A 19,061-nucleotide genomic window follows, 5' to 3' on the forward strand; every position below is an offset into this window, starting at 1 on the left:
CGTTTTTTTTAGAGCGACAAATATAAACCAATTCTCTCAATTCGTTCCGATGGAAATCCTTCAATTTTTAACAATTCGTTCAAAGAATTAATACTTCCGTTGAGATTACGATAATTTACAATACGCTGGGCCACCACTTTTTGAATATATATCAATTTTGATAGTTCTTCAACCGTGGCCGTATTTACATTAATTTTTTCAACTTTTGGCTTGGATAGGACCTTGAACCGCTTAAGCGTTTTCTCCACAACCTCATCTTCAAGTCCATATACATCAAACAATTGTTCATCTACTAAAAAACCTCCTAGTCTATCCCTGAATTTTATAATTCTAGTAGACAATTTTTCCCCAACTCCGTTTATTGTTTGCAATTGTTCTGCCGTCACTTCATTAATATCTAGAACAGGAATTGATTTTGAATAGTTTTTATGTTCGTTACCAAATTGATTACTTTCAACAGCACCGATCTTAGACTTGGTTACCCATTCTGGAAAATTAAAATTTGGCGAAATAGCTTTTAAGAGTGAATCTGATATTAACGTGACTTTTTGGAACTCTTCTGCAGAATTCACAAATTTACCCGTGTTCCTAAACTCATGTAACCTATCTATTTCCTCAACGGACATGCCCAAACTATATCCTTTATAGTCCGAAATAAAATTTGGATTGAACTTATAGATAATTTTGTCTTTCTTTTCCGCCAATACCTGTTTAAGCGAATCTATGCGTTGCTGCTCAGTAAAATTGCTTTTTAGGGGATAACCATCCCTAATATAATTGTGGTTTAAATAAAAAAAGATTTGAACCAACACAAGGAACAACAGCAAAAAGAAAATCCCACTACGTTCTTGTTTAGTGAACTTAAAGTGGGATTTTAATTTTTTCAAAAGGTACGGTAATTAATATACTTTTTTAATTGCCGTTAAATATCGCTCAAAACTCTTTTTTACTTTAGGAAAAAGTATGAGCAGACCTATCATGTTAGGGAACACCAATGCCAAAATCATAGCATCCGAGAATTTTATTACCGCATCTAACGTTGCGGCGGCTCCTATTACTACAAACATTAAAAACAATACTTTGTAAATAATATCTGCGGTCTTTCCACGACCAAATAAATATTTCCATGATTGAAGACCATAATAAGACCAAGAAATCATTGTAGAAAAGGCAAATAGGATTATGGCTATTGTTAGGACATATCTAAATCCAGGAATTACGGAATCATACGCCATAGAGGTTAAATCCACCCCACCTACATAATCACCTGTTTCACTCAACATTACCGTACTACCAATACCGTTACCGTACTCAAAGGCACCGGCATCCATATTAAAGAAAATTATCACCAATGCTGTCATGGTACAAATGACCACCGTATCAATAAATGGTTCAAGTAGTGCTACAATACCCTCACTTGCAGGATACCTGGTTTTAACGGCAGAATGCGCTATCGCCGCAGAACCTGCACCCGCTTCATTGGAAAAGGCCGCACGTTGGAAACCAACAATTATAACACCTATGATACCCCCAATAGCAGCATCAGGAGAAAAAGCTCCGGAAAAAATCATTCCAAAAGCATCACCTATATATTTTATGTTGGCAAATATGATCACCAAAGACGCCAATACATAGATACCTGCCATAAAAGGCACGATTTTTTCTGTAACACTGGCTATCTTTTTAATACCTCCAATAATTACTACGCCTACCAAAATAGCAAGTATTAAACCAATAATTACACCTGTGGCACCACCTTCCAAATTGAGCATTGAGGTCAATTGTACAGCTGCCTGGTTAGATTGAAAAGCGTTACCTCCACCAAATGAAGCACCAACGCAAAGTACTGCGAATACGCCAGCAAGAATTTTACCTAATACTTTTAAGTTACTTTCACTTAATCCCCTGGACAAATAATACATTGGCCCACCATATACTGTACCATCTGGACCAACGTCCCTATACTTGACACCAAGGGTACATTCTACGAATTTTGTCGACATTCCTATTAGACCACATACAATCATCCAGAATGTTGCACCAGGTCCTCCTAGGGCAATGGCGACCGCCACACCTGCAATATTCCCTAAACCTACGGTACCCGAAACCGCAGTGGCCAAGGCTTGAAAATGACTAACTTCACCTTCTTCACTTTCATCACGTATGGTATCTGGGATATCACCGTCTTCGGTCATGTGCATTTGAACTTTTTCAAGACCGTATTTTTCTATCTCCTCATATTTTCCACGTACTACATTGATTGCCAAAGGAAATTTACTTATACCTGGAAATTTGAAATAAATCGTAAAAAAAGTTGCTCCTGCAATCAATAGAATTAAAACTATGGGAATATCAAAACCTGCAATGGGAACGGATGTTAACACCGTAGCCTCCCACCATATTGCAAATGGCATAAAAGCGTCGTTCACTTTTTCATCAAGACCTTTTTCCTGTGCAAAGGTCAATGTTGGTATTAAAAATGATAAAATGATCAGAAGTCTATACTTCATAGTTTTCAAATTAGTTATTGAATTTAGTTAGTTAATCTAGCAATATCTTAAAAATTATGGATGCAATCAAATTTATACGACATAAAGATTTTTATTCTATATGAAACATTTTGTTCAATTTTTTAATTTGTTCCGGTCTGCCCAACACTATAATCTTGCTCTTTGGCTGTAATTTTAAATCTGCCTCAGGATTTATGGTATAATCCCCATCAGGTGAAATATACCCAATAATTGTGCACCCTGTCTTTTTTCTAAGATCTAGATCCCTAAGCGAATTACAATCTATTTGATCCGCAAAATCCTCAATGGCCACTTCTTCCAAATTAGTGGTGTTCTCACCCTCCATAGATAATTTATCCATAAACGTTATTAAATCTGGCATAACAACCAAGGAGGCCATATGGTCACCTCCTATTTTATCTGGCATTATTACTTTATCCGCACCCGCCAAAAACAACTTTTTTTGCGATGTCACCAATGATGCCCTACTAATGATAAAAAGATTTTTCTTTAACTGCCTTGCAGACAATACAACAAAAAGATTGGCCGCATCATCCGGTAGTGTAGCTATAAGGTATTGTGCCCTTTGAATACCTGCGGTCATTAGTACTTCATCATCATTGGCATCACCCTCAATAAAAAGAACCTCATCCTCATAACGTTCAATAACTTCCTTGTCCCTTTCTATAACGACAAAGGGTCTTTTATACGCCTTTAACCTCTCCGCCGCTTGCATACCGTTTCTCCCAAAACCACACACTACTACATGTTGATTTAAATTTTCAATAATATTCTTCATCTTCTTCTTTTTTAATAATTGCAAGGAATTTCTTCCCAACATATACTCCGTAATCACGGATATGGCATAACCAAATATGAAAACGCTGGTCACAATTAAAATAACCGTAAAAATCTTACCGTCCGCACCCATTGGCCTAACCTCGGAAAAACCAACCGTTGTTACGGTAATAATGGTCATGTAAAATGCATCTACCCAAGAATAATCAGATATAAATCTATAGCCAATTACCCCAAACGCCAATACCAAAAGCATTAACGCCAACGCCAAATATATCCTAGACTTGAACAGGTGTATCATATTTTACAAATCAAAAACGGAATTTCTTTTGGTATAGATGAGATCTTTTATCCTAAGCCAAAATGCCAGAAAAAGATAGAGGGCAAAGCCAAAGCCAACTGTGACAAATGTTAGGTATATAAAGGATGTCCTTACCACCCTAGCTCTTATACCTAATCTTTCGGCAATTCTACCGCACACTTCAAAACCTCTTTTTTGTAGATAATGCAATAAATTATAAAATAATTTCATGGAGTATAAAATTAGACTTTTATATTCATTAATTGGGCACCTATAGCACAATCCAAACATTTGCCGGTTTTACAATATGCATTGTAGAGTTGAAGATAAGCTTGGGACGATTTTGCATTTGTAATCTGTCCCCCAATGTCCCTATATCTTTCAATAATACTGTTTTGTTCACTTTTAAAAGTACCCATCAATTGAAATAATGCATCATTATTTGTTTGACCAATATATTGTTGATAGCTAAATTTTAAAGGAATTACCGTATTTATCATAATAAGCTGAACAAAAGAATCTGTAATATGCTTAATTTTCCTATTGGATTCTTTTTCAAACGTGTAATGGGTATTCCAATAGTCACTTGTACCCAAATTCACAAGATCAGATGCATCTACATCTTTCCTATCTATTAAATTTTGAAACAAATTATTATTGGTAGCATAAATTTTGGAAAACTGTGCGAGTCTTATGGTAGGAAAGTTAAGTGGCCTTAATTTAAAAAATTTTGGTTTGGTCAGAGGCTGAACTAAATGGTATTTGGACTTTAAATATTGATATTCTTTAAATAACCGATTATAGTAACTATCTAGCCCCGGTTCCTGTTCTAACAACCCTGCCTGCCCCATGAGCAAACTTTCCATTACCAAAGGTTGCCCAAATAACTTTCTGACTATAGAATAGCGTATAGATTTACCAATGGCCAAAAATGCATCTGCATTTATTTTGGAACCAAAATTTTTTAAAAGCATCAAGAACAGAACATATTCCCAATCATTGTCTGTAAATTTCAACAATTCATTAATTACCCCAGACTTGCCCTGTAAACGTTCTATGAACAGACGGTCAAGCCAATTTTCCTTTATAAACGTATCAACTTGCTTAAACTCATTCTCGCAATTTATAAATTTATAATTCTTAGTATTGAATAGTTGCTTGTACGTTTCAAGCAATGCTACAGAAATATATTCCTGCAAGGATAAGGTGGGTATTTGAGTACCATCTTTTCTATATACTGAAACATCGTCTTTCCAAACCACATGAAGAATGACATTGTCGTAACCTGCATCTAATTGGTGGTTATGTGCAAACCAATCTGAAGATTTTATATGGATTTCTACGTTGCCGGCCCATAGTTGACCGTCCAGTTCTATTTGGGCATTAAAAAAATCCGGACCGCTTAGTTGGTTGTGTAATCCAGAACTCTTTACCTGAATAGATTTACCACATGTGGACTGCAGACCGTTTAAAGGATATTTTTTGTATTTCCATAAATAATGCAGTAAATCCTCTTTCATTTCCTAAAAATAAAAAACCCGCCGTAAAGCGGGTTAAATTATTATAAGAAATTATTATTCTGTCTCACCTTCCCAATTCATAAAACCTCCTTGAAGGTTATACGCATTCTCAATTCCTAAACTATTCATGATGGAACACGCTTGTCCGCTTCTGTTACCGGACCTACAATACACATAATAATTTTTGGACTTGTCCAATTTCTGTAATTCCTCAACGAACTCCTGTCCTTTATATATATCAAGATTAATTGAATTGGGAATTACACCGTCTTCCAATTCTTCTTCTGTTCTAACATCAAGTATAACTGCATTGGGATCGTTTTCCAATTGCTCTTCCCAATCTTGTTGTGATAAATCTGCCATAGTAATTAATTATAGGGTAAAAATAATCGATTTTTATGAAAATCATACCCTACTGAAAATTTAACAAAAAATTAATCGCAATAAAAACAAACTACATAAAAATCTAATTACATTTGTATATACAAATATTGTATTGACATGAATGTAGAGGAAATTATTAAGACCAAAACAAACATACCATTACCCAAGCGCACAATTATTCATTTATCATTGGTCGTGAACAAGATTGATGAAATAATTGCTACCGCACTTAAACCTTATGAAATTTCTATTCAACAATATAATGTACTAAGTATTCTAAGAGGTCAGAAAGGAAATCCTGCAAATTTATCTACCATTAACGAACGCATGGTAACAAAAATGAGCAATACCACTAGGCTTGTAGATAAATTGATTATGAAAGGTTTTGTAAAGCGCCGTGTGTGCAAGGAGAATAGAAGAAAGGTTGAAATTTTAATTACGGAAACAGGATTAAACATCCTTACGGAAATTGATGGTATACTTTTTGAAACTGAAAAACGTATTCTAGAAAATTTCAACGAAAATGATTTAAATGAGTTTAATATTTTACTTGATAAATTTTAATTACTAAACATGAAAAACGTTCTAGATAAGCTTAATTGGCGATATGCCACCAAAATGTTCGATGCTTCCAAAAAGGTATCTGAAGAAGATTTAAACATACTATTAGATGCGGCAAGACTTACTGCCTCATCATATGGGTTGCAACCCTATCATTTTTATGTTATAGAGGACAAGGATGTTAGGTCCAAATTAAGAAAAGCCTCATATGATCAGCCACAAATAACAGATGCATCGCACCTTTTGGTATTAGCAAATAAACCTACCTTTGACGAAAGCTTGGTAGATAATTATATTGATAATATTATAAAGACTCGCGGGGTTTCCAAAGGTGATGTTGAAGGATATTCCAACATGATGAAAGGGGCACTAATGGGTTTGCCAGATGCACATAAAAACTCTTGGACATCAAACCAGACCTATATTGCCCTAGGTAACCTATTGACCATTGCCGCAGAAATGGAAATAGATACGTGTCCTATGGAAGGTTTTGACAAAGCTCAATACAATGAAATATTGGGATTAGCAGAGAATAACTTGAACGCGGCGGTAGTATTGGCCGTAGGATATCGTTCTAAAGAGGATAAGACCCAACATTACCCAAAGGTTAGGTATTCCAAAGAAGAAATTATTACACATATATAAATAAACACAAACATTAAAAATTAAAAAAAATGAAAAAATCATTATTAAGTTTAGCATTGGTTGCCATATTTGGATTAACGGCAACTGCCTCTACCCCAAAGGAAGATGAGAAAAAACAAGTAAACGTTAGCGCCAGTACAGTAACATGGAAAGGATATAAAGTTACTGGGGAACATAATGGTACCATTAAACTTAAATCAGGTTTTTTGGAAATGAACGGTAAAAAATTAACCGGTGGTGAGTTTGTAGTAGATATGACCACTATCTCTTGTAGTGATTTAGAACCTGGACAAGGAAAAGAAAAACTGGAAGGTCATTTAAAATCTGGCGACTTTTTTGGAGTGGAAAACCACCCAACCTCCAAATTGGTTTTTACTTCAGTTAAACCAATGAACGATACGTCTTATACCGTTACCGGAGACTTGACCATTAAAGGTATTACCAGTCCCGTAACTTTGGTTGTTTCTATGTTTGAGAACAAAGCTACAGCTACGATTAAAGTTGACAGAACAAAATTTGATATTAAATATGGCTCTGGTAGCTTCTTTGATAATTTAGGGGATAAAGCTATCTATGATGAGTTTGACCTGGTAGTTGACCTTGCTCTTTAAATTACTATTTAATTTTAGAATTAAATTTTAAACAATTTTAAATCCCTTTGATATATTTCAAAGGGATTTTGCTTTTTGATACCGTAAAGTTTGAAAGTTTAATTTTCCTTTTTATATTTGATGCTCAATGAAAAATTTAAATGTAAATACTTGGTGGTGGAGCAACTTACGAAAAACATCGTGAGCAAAGCATCATTGTAGTAAAACTATATAAAGGCTTGTCATCACGACAAGCCTTCTTTATTTTATCAAATTACCTTATGACCTATCAATTTAAAACATACCACAAAAAAATACTGGCGGACACCGTAACCCCTGTAAGTGTTTACTTAAAAATAAGAGACCGTTTTCCAAACAGTATTCTGTTAGAAAGTAGTGATTACCATGCTAACGACAATAGTTTTTCTTATATCTGCTGCAATCCTATTGCATCTATAAAAGTTGAAAACGAACATATCTATACACAATTTCCTGATGGCAATACAGAAACAATGGAAATTACACCAGAAACGGATGTAGTTAATATCATAGATAATTTTAGCAAAACCTTTAAAGCAGATAGTAATGATTTTAAATTTATAAATAACGGTTTATTCGGTTATATGGCTTATGATGCCGTTCGTTATTTTGAAGATGTAACATTATCTCCCAAACCGGACTCCATTAAAATTCCAGACACCTATTATGCTGTATATCAGAATATCATTGCTATAAATCATTTTAAGAACGAGGCATACCTTTTTGCGCATTGTTATGAAGCTGAAAATAATATTCCTGAGTTGGAACAACTTCTTCATATCAGAAACTTTGCCACCTATAATTTTAAAATAGAGGGAGATAAGGAATCTAACTTAAAAGATGAGGAATTTAAGGAACATGTTGCACTTGCTAAAAAACACTGCCAACGGGGCGATGTTTTTCAGCTGGTATTAAGCAGGCGTTTTTCCCAAGGATTTAAAGGAGATGAGTTTAACGTATATAGAGCTCTACGTTCCGTAAACCCTTCTCCCTATCTTTTTTATTTTGATTATGGCGATTTTAAAATTTTTGGCAGCTCTCCTGAAGCTCAACTTATTGTCAGTGACGGCAAGGCAGAGATACACCCAATAGCCGGTACTTTTAAAAGAACGGGCAATGATGAGCAAGATGCACAGCTTGCCAAGGAACTTAAGGCAGATGATAAGGAAAACAGTGAACATGTCATGCTTGTGGATTTGGCCAGAAATGATTTAAGCAGGAACGGTAATGTTGTACAAGTGGAAAATTATAGGGAAGTACAGTTTTTCTCTCATGTAATCCACTTGGTTTCCAAAGTCACCGGTATGAAAAAGAAAGATATCCCTACCATGAAAGTAGTAGCGGACACCTTCCCGGCAGGCACCTTGAGCGGAGCTCCAAAACATATGGCCATGCAGCTTATAGAAAAGTATGAAAAAACCAGTAGGGGTTACTACGGTGGCGCTATTGGATTTATGGACTTTAAAGGCAATTTTAACCACGCCATAATGATCAGGACCTTTTTAAGCAAAAATCACAAATTACATTATCAAGCGGGTGCGGGACTTGTTGCGGCATCCAACCCAGAAAGCGAGTTACAGGAAACATATAATAAATTGGGAGCACTGACCAAAGCTTTGGAATTAGCTGAAGAAATTTAACATGAAGAAAATATTAGTCATAGACAATTACGATAGTTTTACCTATAACCTAGTCCATTATCTGGAGGAACTTGGTTGCGAGGTAATCGTAAAACGTAACGATCAACTTACATTGGATGAAGTTGACGCTTTTCAGAAAATAGTCTTATCACCTGGTCCCGGCATACCTGATGAGGCAGGCCTCTTAAAACAGATTATCGCTACCTATGCCCCTACCAAAAGTATTTTTGGCGTATGCCTTGGCCAACAGGCAATAGCAGAGGTTTTTGGCGGCTCATTAATTAATTTGGACGAGGTATACCACGGTATTGCTACTAAAATAAACATTACTAAAGAGGACCTGATCTTTACGGACATGCCAAAGGAAATTGAAGTTGGACGCTATCATTCCTGGGTTGTAAATGCCAATTTACCAAATGAACTAGAAGCTACTTCAGTTGATGAAAACGGACAAGTAATGTCCTTGAGGCATAAAAAATATGATGTTCGCGCAGTTCAATTTCATCCAGAATCAGTACTGACACCACAAGGCAAAAAGATGTTGGAGAATTGGTTAAACCTGTAATACCAAGTAACTAGAAAACTTAAGCAAGAAAACAGCGTAGTAATTGCCTATTACTTAATAGTATAAAAATGAAGGAAACACTAAATAAACTTATTAATCACGAAACATTGTCCAAGGAGGATGCTAAGCATATTCTAGTGAATATTGCAAAAGGTGATTACAACACCAGTCAGATAGCAGCATTCCTAACCGTATATATGATGCGCAGTATTTCCCTTGAGGAACTGGAAGGATTTAGAGATGCCCTGTTGGATCTTTGCCTGCCAGTTGATTTATCTGCCTATAACCCTATTGACCTTTGTGGTACCGGCGGTGATGGTAAGGACACCTTCAATATTTCTACATTGGCATCATTTGTTACGGCCGGTGCAGGAGTTAAAGTAACCAAACACGGTAATTATGGTGTTTCTTCTAAATGTGGTAGCAGTAATGTTATGGAGTTTTTAGGTATTAAATTTAGTAATGACCCCGGTTTTTTGGAAAAATGTATCGATCAGGCCGGCATATGCGTTTTACACGCTCCACTTTTTCATCCTGCTATGAAAAATGTAGCACCAATTCGCAAAGATCTGGCCGTAAAAACATTCTTTAATATGTTGGGTCCTATGGTAAACCCCGCTTTTCCAAAAAACCAAATGGTAGGTGTCTTTAATTTGGAACTTGCTCGTATGTATGGTTACCTCTATCAAAAGACCGATAAAAATTTTACCGTCCTACATGCTTTGGACGGTTATGATGAAATTTCATTGACCGGTAACACAAAGACTATTTCCAACCATACGGAAAGTATGTTGAAACCTTCTGATTTTGGTGTAAGCCAAATTATGCAATCAGATATAGTTGGGGGAGATTCCATTGACACTTCTGCTCAAATCTTCCTGAACGTATTACAGGGCAAAGGCACGGAAGCACAGAACAATGTGGTATGTGCCAATGCGGGTATTGCCATTGCTACAGTTGAAGACCTTACACCCGTTCAAGGTTTTGAACGCGCAAAGGAATCGTTAATTAGCGGAAAGGGTCTTGCGGCATTGAAAAAAATACAGGAGCTGAGTAGAAATTGAGAAATAAAAAATAATCTGTCAAACACACAAATGCATAGCAGTAACTAATGAATATTCTTGATAAAATAGTAGCCGACAAACGGAAAGAAGTAGATTTGAAAAAATCCATACTATCCATATCATACCATGAAGCTTCAGCCCTCTTCAAAAGAAGTACAATTTCTTTAGCTAAGGCGCTAAAAATAAGTGATACAGGTATTATATCTGAGTTTAAACGCAGGTCTCCATCAAAGGAAAGCATTAACCAAAACGCCAACGTTGGCCAAGTGGCAAAAGGGTACGAGAAAGCTGGTGCTTGCGGTATGAGCGTATTGACGGACATTAAATATTTTGGTGGATCTTTAGAGGATTTGATCTTGGCCAGGGCATCCGTACAACTGCCCTTGCTCCGTAAAGAATTTATTATTAGTGAATATCAAATTATAGAAGCCAAGGCATTTGGTGCCGATGTTATTTTATTAATAGCCGCTATTTTGACCAAACAAGAAATAAAAAAGTTCTCCGAGCTTGCAAAAAGTTTAGGCCTAGAGGTGTTACTAGAGGTGCATAATGAGCAAGAGTTGCACAAATCCATAATGCCCAGTTTAGACATGTTAGGAGTAAACAATAGAAACCTCAAGAATTTTGAAGTAAGTCTAAATACGAGTAAAACCCTTTCCCAACTAATTCCGGATGACTTTGTAAAAGTTTCCGAAAGTGGTATCAGCTCCATTGACGCAATCAAAGAACTTAGACCTTACGGATATAAAGGGTTTTTAATTGGTGAAAATTTTATGAAGACCAATGACCCGGGCAAAAGTGCCCAAACATTCATTAAAAATTTAAAAACGCAATGAAACTCAAAATTTGTGGAATGAAACATAATACGGCCGAGGTTGCACAATTGCGACCAGATTACCTTGGCTTTATCTTTTGGGAACATTCCTCAAGATTTTTTGACACTGAAATTCCACAGCTACCCCACCATATTAACAAAGTAGGAGTTTTTGTAGATGCCACACCCAAATATATCATTGAAATGGTGAAGAAGCATCAACTTAAGGGAATTCAGCTTCACGGACAGGAAAGCCCAATATATTGTAAAAACATTTCATTGGACCTTATAAAGGAAAATCAAAAAGTGAGCATTATCAAAGTGTTTTCCATTAAGGATGAGTTTGATTTTGGAGTATTACAGCAGTATGAAAATTGTTGTGATTTTTTTCTGTTTGATACGAAAGGAAAATTACCGGGAGGCAATGGCTACACCTTTAACTGGTCTGTTCTAAAAAATTATCCGTCTAACAAACCTTATTTTTTAAGTGGAGGCATTGGACCGAACAACCTGGATAAAATCAAGCAATTTTTAGAATTGCCTGAATCCAATAACTGTTATGCCATTGATATCAATAGTAAATTTGAATTACAACCCGGATTAAAAAATATTGAAGAATTACAAAAGTTTAAAAAAGCGCTATGAACTATAATGCAGATGAAAAAGGATACTACGGTGAATTCGGTGGTGCCTTTATCCCTGAAATGTTGTACCCAAACGTAGAGGAATTACGACAAAATTATTTAAAGCTGATGTATGAAGAATCTTTCCAAAAAGAATTTCATCAACTCTTAAAGGATTATGTGGGCAGGCCTTCTCCCCTATATTATGCAAAACGGCTTTCAGAAAAACATGGCTGTAAAGTCTATCTTAAAAGGGAAGACCTCAACCATACCGGCGCCCATAAGGTAAACAATACCATTGGTCAAATCTTAATGGCCCAAAAACTCGGTAAAACAAGAATTATTGCCGAAACCGGTGCCGGACAACATGGGGTAGCTACCGCTACGGTCTGTGCACTAATGGGTATGGAATGTATTGTGTATATGGGGGAAATAGACATTGCACGCCAAGCACCCAATGTTGCCCGTATGAAAATGTTGGGTGCAGAAGTAAGACCTGCCAAATCCGGAAGCAGAACCCTTAAGGATGCCACAAATGAAGCAATAAGGGATTGGATCAACAATCCTGTAGATACACACTATATCATTGGCTCAGCTATAGGACCACATCCATACCCAGATATGGTAACAAGATTTCAATCCGTAATATCCGAAGAGATAAAATGGCAGTTGAAAGAGAAAGAAGGTCGTGAAAATCCAGATTACGTGGTAGCCTGTATTGGTGGCGGAAGCAATGCCGCGGGCACCTATTACCATTTTCTCCATGAACCGGAAGTAGGTATAATTGCGGTTGAAGCTGCTGGTAAGGGAATTCACTCCGGCGAAAGTGCAGCTACGTCTGCTCTTGGAAAAATAGGTATTATCCATGGCTGTAAAACCATGTTGATGCAAACCGCTGATGGGCAGATTACAGAACCATATTCCATATCTGCAGGACTGGACTATCCTGGGGTAGGACCAATGCATTCACACCTATACACGTCTAAAAGGGCAGAGTTCTATTCCGCAACAGATGATGAGGCCATGGCAGCAGGATTGGAACTGTCACAACTGGAAGGCATCATACCTGCCATTGAAACCGGCCATGCATTCGCCATTTTCAATCATAAAAAATTCAAGAAAGATGATGTGGTCGTAATAAGTCTATCAGGTAGAGGAGATAAGGATTTGAACACATATATTGATTATTTTAAGTTAGCATAACATAACACCTTATGAGCAACAGAATCAACACCAAATTAAAAGAGGACAAAAAACTATTATCCATATATTTTACAGCTGGATATCCTTCACTGAACGATACGGTGCAAATCATAGAAGACCTAGAAAAGAACGGGGTAGATATGATCGAAATTGGACTGCCCTTTAGCGACCCGTTAGCTGACGGACCTACCATACAGGAAAGCTCAACGGCGGCATTGCACAATGGCATAACCACAGAGATCTTATTTCAACAGATCAAGGATATACGCAAATCAGTTTCCATACCCTTGATCATTATGGGTTATTTTAACCCGGTATTACAATATGGTGTTGAGGCCTTTTGCCAAAAATGTCAGGAAATTGGCATAGACGGACTCATTTTACCTGACCTCCCCTTAGATGTCTACCAAGAGGAATATGAGGCTTTGTTCAAAAAATATGGACTGATCAATGTTTTCTTGATTACTCCACAGACCAGTAACGAGCGTATTGCCGAAATTGACAAGGCCTCTAATGGGTTTATTTATATGGTAAGTACTGCCAGTGTCACTGGATCCAAATCAGGATTTGGCAAAGAGCAGGAAAATTATTTTGAGCGTATTGCCGCTATGAACCTTAAAAATCCGCAAATAGTTGGTTTTGGAATCAAGGACAAAGAAACGTTTACGCAAGCTACAAAAACTGCCAAAGGCGCAATTATTGGATCAGCATTTATAAAATTTTTGACCTCAAGTGGGCCTAAATCAATCTCACAATTTGTAAAAAAAATTCGCTAAACAAGTTTTCTTTTCAAATAGAATATAGATGTCCGTTTTTAATACCTAACCAAGCTTTACTTAGCCATGAAATTATCATTGTGGTGCTATCCTACAATTAATAATGTTCTAAAATACACAATTACAAATAGTTAGCTGTAAGATTTTATATACATCTATTTAAATCAAAGGTACATTACCAAAAAAATTGGGTGTTAATCGAGTAATTGACCTCTCCAACGCCCATACCTCTATTTTTATGTGGTTAAACCAAACCATAATGAAAATAAAACTACCATTAGTCCGTACCAAGAAAATTGCATTGGGCATCTTTTCCTTATGTCTATTAAGTGCCATTCCCTATTTTTCGGGATCGGGCTTGGATAGTCCAGAACCTATGGGCGCTTTTTTAAACGGAGCATTCCCAGATAAATCCAATGCCAGCGATCCCTACATCAGTGTTTTTCCAAATTTGACCTTTGATTCTCCATTGACCTTTACGCCGGTTCCCAATACCAACAAATTGGTAGTGGGCCAACGGGACGGAAAAATCTATTGGTTTGAAAATAGGAACGATGTTGCGGGCAAAAATCTTTTAAAAGATTACTCCAATGAGGTTGGTGTAGTTTGGGACGGTGGCTTTTTAGGTTTGTCCATTCACCCTGATTTTGGTACTAATGGTAAAAACTATTTTTATCTTTTCTATACGACCAAAGATGGACAAGGACGAGATTATCCAGATTCCTTCTTAAGTGGTTTTGGTTGCAGCAGGGAAGATTACTGGGGCGGCTTTTTAATTTTAAAAAGAATAGAGGTAGACCCCGTTTCAATGAATGTTATTGATAACAGTGACCTTGAAATGATAAAAATGCGTATGTTCAGTTCCACTCACCGTGGTGGTGGAATGGCGTTTGGTGATGATGGTTTTCTGTATATCCCAACAGGTGACCAATCCGCTTATAGCAAACCACAGAACAGTACTACCGATTTAGATGGTGGCGTACTAAGAATAGATGTGGACCAGGACCCAAATAAGAGTCATGCCCCAATAAGAAAAATGCCACAAGGAGGCCGTTTCCCAGATGAAATTTCAGGTGTTGGTTATGGTATTCCAAATGACAATCCTTTTTTAAGTCCAGACGGCAGCAGATTTGAAGAATATTATACCGTAGGCCATAGAAATCCGCATAGAATGACCAAGGATAAACTTACGGGAACCTTCTATATAGGGGAAATTGGTGAAGGTACACATGAAGAAATCAATATTATTAAACCAGGTAAAAATTACGGCTGGCCTGTCTATGAAGGATACTACAACCGTGGTACTTCCTGTACCAATTTATTGGATGGCATGCCACATGAAGGACCGTTGGTGGCATTTCCACGATCGGACGCCAATGCACTTATAGGTGGCTATGTTTACAGAGGGGCGGCAATGCCGGATTATTATGGAAAATATATCTGTGCAGATTATGGCGTAGGTGAAGAAATATGGGCAGTGGACATTGTAACGGGAGCGTACGAGACAATTACCCAATTCTCGCCCACAAATATTATTTCATTTGGCGAAGACCATAATGGGGAGCTATACCTGCTCAGCCAAGGTAATAATGTAAAATTGTATAAGCTTAGACAACAAGGCGAATTAGAGGGAAGTGTACCTGAACTATTATCAGAAACTGGAGCTTTTACCAATTTACAGACATTGGAAACAAATTCAGGAATATTACCCTATGAACTAATTGAATCCTTTTGGTCCGATGGTGCCGAGAAAAAACGTTGGATGGCCGTTCCAAATAACGGAACGCACAACACACCATCAGAGCAAATTTCTTTTTCCGAAAATGGTGATTGGCAATTTCCGGTAGGCAGTGTTCTAATAAAACATTTTGAGCTGCCCATAGATGAAAACAATCCGTCATTGACCAAGCGATTGGAAACCAGGTTTTCCATAAAGGCCAGTACAGGGTCATTTTATTTTTTAACCTATAAATGGAACGACCAACAGACCGATGCCGTATTACTACCCAATGGCCTAGATGAAAACATTACCATTACCAAAACAGATGGTAGTACCGCCACACAAAAATGGAGCTACCCGTCTACACAGGATTGTATTTCATGTCATAACCCTGCAACCGGTGGTGCCCTAGGTACCAATACTAGATATTTGAACAGTGATTATACTTACCAAAAAACAGGGCGTACCGCAAACCAATTGGTAACACTCAGTCATTTAGGTGTGCTAAACGAAACCATTACGGATGCAGCTACAGTTGATTTTCAAACATATAGGGCATTAGACGACCCATTGGCTTCCTTAGATGAAAAAGCAAGGTCATATATGGACTTAAATTGTGCGTATTGCCATAGGCCCGGTGGTACGGGAGACAGGGCCCGGTTTGACCTTAGACTGTTCAACACTCTAGCCCAGACCGGTCTTTTTGATGCGGGTACCAATACACCCATAGGTATACCTGGAGAACGTATTTTTGTACCAGGTAATGCCGATGAATCTATTATATTCCACAGAACAAATTCGGTCGACCCTAGTATTATGATGCCCCCAATTTCCAAAAACCAGGTTGATGCCAAGGCGGTGCAACTCATAAGGGATTGGATCGATCAAATGGACCCCGAACCTTGCGGAATACGTAATTTAACTGAAGATTTTAGCAACACCTCCGCTAATGAATGGACTACATCAGGAACGGCATCTAAGGGTACTTTCGTAATAGCCGACCCCACGGCACAGACTTCCTCCGGTATTCTAACACAACCAGAGGACGATCATAGCGCTACGGATAACAATGCGTTCTTCACCGCGACCAACACATCCGTGGGCGTTAATGATGTGGACGGAGGAGTAGCCATTGCAACTTCCCCTACCTATACCATTGTAGACGAATCGGAACTGTCTATCTGGTATTTCTTTGGACAACGGGATGCCGGTGACGATAACGGTGATTATTTTCTTTTGGAATACTCAATTGACGGTGGGGCTACCTATACAACTTTGGCATCTTATGGTGATGAGACCGTAGTGGCAAGTTGGACCAATGCTACCGCTATTATTCCTTCAAATTCCAACTTGGTCGTTAGGATATCCGCAGCTGACGGACCTAATGATGGCGATATAGTGGAAGCAGGTATTGATGACTTTACCATTACATCAATTTGCCCGGACCCCATAAGGGTCACGGCGGTTGAATTGACCCCTGAAACATTAAATTTAATTGAAGGAACAACGCAACAATTGAATGCCCTTGTAAGCCCTGCAGATGCCGATGATATCTCGGTAACTTGGTCCTCCGACAACAATGACATTGCAACTGTGGATTCTAACGGTGTAGTAAATGCCATTCAGGAAGGGACTGCCACCGTTACGGTAACGACCAATGACGGTCAATTTATGGACACCACTGTAATTTCCGTTGAACGTGCCCAAATTCCAGTAACCGGTATTTCCCTTTCACTAGAAACATTGACACTTATCCAAGGCCAAGCCACCACCCTAATCGCTACGGTGACCCCACAAAATGCAGATGAAAAAGAGGTCATATGGACTACGAACAACCCACAGGTTGCTACAGTGGACAATAATGGCAAGGTAACGGCAACAGGTTTGGGAGAAGCCAGCGTTACTGTAACGACCGTGGACGGAGGCTTTACGGCATCTACCTTTATTACGGTAAACTCTGCACCCAATGTTGAAATGTTAATTGCCCCAAACCCTGCAGATTATGTGGTTTATGTATACTTTGGGTATTCTGAGCCTTTGAACATCACAACCTTACATATTTATGACCAGAACAACAATCTTGTAAAAACATTTACCGATCCGGCATCTATCTTGGATGGTGAAAACTATAGATTGCCCATAGCAGATTTACCCATTGGAAACTATACGATAGAAGGTGTAAGTACCATAGGTAATTATCAAAAAACCTTAAGCATTTCCAGGGAAAGTATTTCCGTAACGGGAATTACGCTTAGCTTACCGAACGCAAATGTACAGGTGGGCAATGAATTAACGTTGATACCTACAATAACTCCCTCAAATGCAACCGATAAAACGGTACTATGGAATTCTGACAATTCCAATATTGTAACCGTGGATAGCTCTGGTAATATTACAGGCGTATCCGAAGGTATTGCCACTATAACGGCAACAACGGTAGACGGAAATTTTACGGCTACAAGCACGGTGAACGTAAGTGCCAACCCCGTGAACAATGTAACTATATTAATGGCCCCTACACCAGCGGATTATGTGGTATATGTATTTTTTGATGCATTGGAACCTTTGGAAATAACCGCCTTGCGTATTTATGATGACAATAACATCTTGGTCAAAATTTTTGATGACCCTGCATTGGTATTGGTAGAAGGCGATAACTATAGGCTTATTATCAATGATCTGCCAGTGGGTGTTTATACTGTAGAAGGTGTGAGCACTACAGGAACGTACAGCAAGCAACTTACCATAGCCCGTGATAATATACCGGTAACAGGTTTGACCTTAGGAATAACCACGGCCAATATGATCGTTGGGGAACAATTGACCATACCGGCAACTATTGTTCCATCAGATGCAACGGACAAGACCGTTATCTGGAGCTCAAGTGACGAGACAATTGCTACGGTAAATGAATTTGGAACGGTAACAGCGTTATCACAAGGAGAAATAACCATTACGGCGATAACTGCATATGGAGATTATGAAGCAACATCTACCATTACCGTAGAGCCCATAATAATGCTAATTGCCCCTAACCCGGCAACGTTTGTGATCTACGTATATTTTTATTCCCCCAACCCCATGGAAATATCGACTATAAATATTTATGATGCTATGGGAAGATTGGTCAAGACCTTTAATGACCCTGAAGCCACTTTGGTTGAAGGTAATAATTATAGGTTATTGGTAGAGGAATTGCCCTCAGGTTATTATTTTGTTGAGGGTGTTACGTCATTGGGGAATTATCAAAAACAAATTGTAATTGAATAATCGTCATTATGAATATTTAAAAAGGCCATCTAGATCAG

At 37.9% G+C, this 19,061-nt stretch carries 17 protein-coding genes; 11 read left to right on the plus strand and 6 right to left on the minus strand.

Annotated features, from left to right (window positions below; translation table 11 throughout):
- Positions 1 to 8: 8 nt before the first annotated feature.
- The 6 genes from CHB68_RS17265 to CHB68_RS17290 form a co-directional block, all read right to left on the minus strand.
- Positions 9 to 887, minus strand: a complete 879-nt coding sequence (locus CHB68_RS17265) for a ComEA family DNA-binding protein (protein WP_089262974.1) — start codon at positions 885 to 887, stop codon at positions 9 to 11.
- A 12-nt stretch (positions 888 to 899) separates the two neighbouring features.
- A complete protein-coding gene (locus CHB68_RS17270) occupies positions 900 to 2,510 on the minus strand; it encodes an alanine/glycine:cation symporter family protein (protein ID WP_089262976.1) in 1,611 nt (536 codons plus the stop codon).
- 91 nt (positions 2,511 to 2,601) lie between these two features.
- On the minus strand, positions 2,602 to 3,609 hold the full coding sequence (locus CHB68_RS17275) for a potassium channel family protein (protein ID WP_089262978.1): 1,008 nt from the start codon (positions 3,607 to 3,609) through the stop codon (positions 2,602 to 2,604).
- Positions 3,610 to 3,612: 3 nt separating this feature from the next.
- Positions 3,613 to 3,840, minus strand: coding sequence for a PspC domain-containing protein (locus tag CHB68_RS17280; RefSeq protein ID WP_089262980.1), 228 nt, complete (start codon positions 3,838 to 3,840; stop codon positions 3,613 to 3,615).
- An 11-nt stretch (positions 3,841 to 3,851) separates the two neighbouring features.
- The gene (locus tag CHB68_RS17285; RefSeq protein ID WP_089262982.1) at positions 3,852 to 5,129 is read right to left on the minus strand and encodes a DUF2851 family protein; all 1,278 of its coding nucleotides are present in this window, start codon (positions 5,127 to 5,129) and stop codon (positions 3,852 to 3,854) included.
- Between the two features lie 54 nt (positions 5,130 to 5,183).
- Entirely contained in the window at positions 5,184 to 5,492 is a 309-nt protein-coding gene (locus CHB68_RS17290) for a rhodanese-like domain-containing protein (protein ID WP_089262984.1), read from the minus strand.
- Between the two features lie 138 nt (positions 5,493 to 5,630).
- Between CHB68_RS17290 and CHB68_RS17295 the strand changes: the two genes are divergently transcribed.
- From CHB68_RS17295 to CHB68_RS17345, 11 genes are all read left to right on the plus strand, one after another.
- Entirely contained in the window at positions 5,631 to 6,077 is a 447-nt protein-coding gene (locus CHB68_RS17295) for a MarR family winged helix-turn-helix transcriptional regulator (protein WP_089262986.1), read from the plus strand.
- A gap of 9 nt (positions 6,078 to 6,086) precedes the next feature.
- Positions 6,087 to 6,719, plus strand: a complete 633-nt coding sequence (locus tag CHB68_RS17300; RefSeq protein WP_089262988.1) for an NAD(P)H-dependent oxidoreductase — start codon at positions 6,087 to 6,089, stop codon at positions 6,717 to 6,719.
- Positions 6,720 to 6,748: 29 nt separating this feature from the next.
- A complete protein-coding gene (locus tag CHB68_RS17305; RefSeq protein ID WP_089262990.1) occupies positions 6,749 to 7,330 on the plus strand; it encodes a YceI family protein in 582 nt (193 codons plus the stop codon).
- Positions 7,331 to 7,590: 260 nt separating this feature from the next.
- Positions 7,591 to 8,988: an anthranilate synthase component I family protein gene (locus CHB68_RS17310; protein WP_089262992.1), complete on the plus strand. Its 1,398-nt coding sequence runs from the start codon at positions 7,591 to 7,593 to the stop codon at positions 8,986 to 8,988.
- A gap of 1 nt (position 8,989) precedes the next feature.
- Positions 8,990 to 9,553 carry an anthranilate synthase component II gene (locus CHB68_RS17315; protein WP_089262994.1) on the plus strand — a complete coding sequence of 188 codons (564 nt, stop codon included), beginning with the start codon at positions 8,990 to 8,992 and terminating at the stop codon, positions 9,551 to 9,553.
- A 68-nt stretch (positions 9,554 to 9,621) separates the two neighbouring features.
- A complete protein-coding gene (gene trpD / locus CHB68_RS17320) occupies positions 9,622 to 10,617 on the plus strand; it encodes an anthranilate phosphoribosyltransferase (protein ID WP_089262996.1) in 996 nt (331 codons plus the stop codon).
- A gap of 47 nt (positions 10,618 to 10,664) precedes the next feature.
- A complete protein-coding gene (gene trpC, locus CHB68_RS17325) occupies positions 10,665 to 11,453 on the plus strand; it encodes an indole-3-glycerol phosphate synthase TrpC (RefSeq protein ID WP_089262998.1) in 789 nt (262 codons plus the stop codon).
- 17 nt (positions 11,454 to 11,470) lie between these two features.
- Positions 11,471 to 12,076, plus strand: coding sequence for a phosphoribosylanthranilate isomerase (locus tag CHB68_RS17330; RefSeq protein WP_245838980.1), 606 nt, complete (start codon positions 11,471 to 11,473; stop codon positions 12,074 to 12,076).
- The gene (gene trpB / locus CHB68_RS17335) at positions 12,073 to 13,257 is read left to right on the plus strand and encodes a tryptophan synthase subunit beta (RefSeq protein WP_089263001.1); all 1,185 of its coding nucleotides are present in this window, start codon (positions 12,073 to 12,075) and stop codon (positions 13,255 to 13,257) included. Before CHB68_RS17330 ends, trpB begins: the two co-directional genes overlap by 4 nt.
- A gap of 11 nt (positions 13,258 to 13,268) precedes the next feature.
- The gene (gene trpA / locus CHB68_RS17340; protein ID WP_089263003.1) at positions 13,269 to 14,033 is read left to right on the plus strand and encodes a tryptophan synthase subunit alpha; all 765 of its coding nucleotides are present in this window, start codon (positions 13,269 to 13,271) and stop codon (positions 14,031 to 14,033) included.
- A 259-nt stretch (positions 14,034 to 14,292) separates the two neighbouring features.
- The gene (locus CHB68_RS17345; RefSeq protein WP_179213227.1) at positions 14,293 to 19,023 is read left to right on the plus strand and encodes an Ig-like domain-containing protein; all 4,731 of its coding nucleotides are present in this window, start codon (positions 14,293 to 14,295) and stop codon (positions 19,021 to 19,023) included.
- Positions 19,024 to 19,061: the final 38 nt, after the last annotated feature.

This window comes from Maribacter sedimenticola (assembly GCF_900188415.1).
Lineage (GTDB): Bacteria > Bacteroidota > Bacteroidia > Flavobacteriales > Flavobacteriaceae > Maribacter > Maribacter sedimenticola.

What these genes read in the sequence shown, in the direction of transcription:
- CHB68_RS17270 (WP_089262976.1), bottom strand. Translation starts at nt 2,510, where the DNA reads ATGAAGTATAGACTTCTGATCATTTTATCATTTTTAATACCAACATTG.
- CHB68_RS17275 (WP_089262978.1), bottom strand. Translation starts at nt 3,609, where the DNA reads ATGATACACCTGTTCAAGTCTAGGATATATTTGGCGTTGGCGTTAATG.
- CHB68_RS17280 (WP_089262980.1), bottom strand. Translation starts at nt 3,840, where the DNA reads ATGAAATTATTTTATAATTTATTGCATTATCTACAAAAAAGAGGTTTT.
- CHB68_RS17285 (WP_089262982.1), bottom strand. Translation starts at nt 5,129, where the DNA reads ATGAAAGAGGATTTACTGCATTATTTATGGAAATACAAAAAATATCCT.
- CHB68_RS17290 (WP_089262984.1), bottom strand. Translation starts at nt 5,492, where the DNA reads ATGGCAGATTTATCACAACAAGATTGGGAAGAGCAATTGGAAAACGAT.
- CHB68_RS17295 (WP_089262986.1), top strand. Translation starts at nt 5,631, where the DNA reads ATGAATGTAGAGGAAATTATTAAGACCAAAACAAACATACCATTACCC.
- CHB68_RS17300 (WP_089262988.1), top strand. Translation starts at nt 6,087, where the DNA reads ATGAAAAACGTTCTAGATAAGCTTAATTGGCGATATGCCACCAAAATG.
- CHB68_RS17305 (WP_089262990.1), top strand. Translation starts at nt 6,749, where the DNA reads ATGAAAAAATCATTATTAAGTTTAGCATTGGTTGCCATATTTGGATTA.
- CHB68_RS17310 (WP_089262992.1), top strand. Translation starts at nt 7,591, where the DNA reads ATGACCTATCAATTTAAAACATACCACAAAAAAATACTGGCGGACACC.
- CHB68_RS17315 (WP_089262994.1), top strand. Translation starts at nt 8,990, where the DNA reads ATGAAGAAAATATTAGTCATAGACAATTACGATAGTTTTACCTATAAC.
- trpD (WP_089262996.1), top strand. Translation starts at nt 9,622, where the DNA reads ATGAAGGAAACACTAAATAAACTTATTAATCACGAAACATTGTCCAAG.
- trpC (WP_089262998.1), top strand. Translation starts at nt 10,665, where the DNA reads ATGAATATTCTTGATAAAATAGTAGCCGACAAACGGAAAGAAGTAGAT.
- CHB68_RS17330 (WP_245838980.1), top strand. Translation starts at nt 11,471, where the DNA reads ATGAAACATAATACGGCCGAGGTTGCACAATTGCGACCAGATTACCTT.
- trpB (WP_089263001.1), top strand. Translation starts at nt 12,073, where the DNA reads ATGAACTATAATGCAGATGAAAAAGGATACTACGGTGAATTCGGTGGT.
- trpA (WP_089263003.1), top strand. Translation starts at nt 13,269, where the DNA reads ATGAGCAACAGAATCAACACCAAATTAAAAGAGGACAAAAAACTATTA.
- CHB68_RS17345 (WP_179213227.1), top strand. Translation starts at nt 14,293, where the DNA reads ATGAAAATAAAACTACCATTAGTCCGTACCAAGAAAATTGCATTGGGC.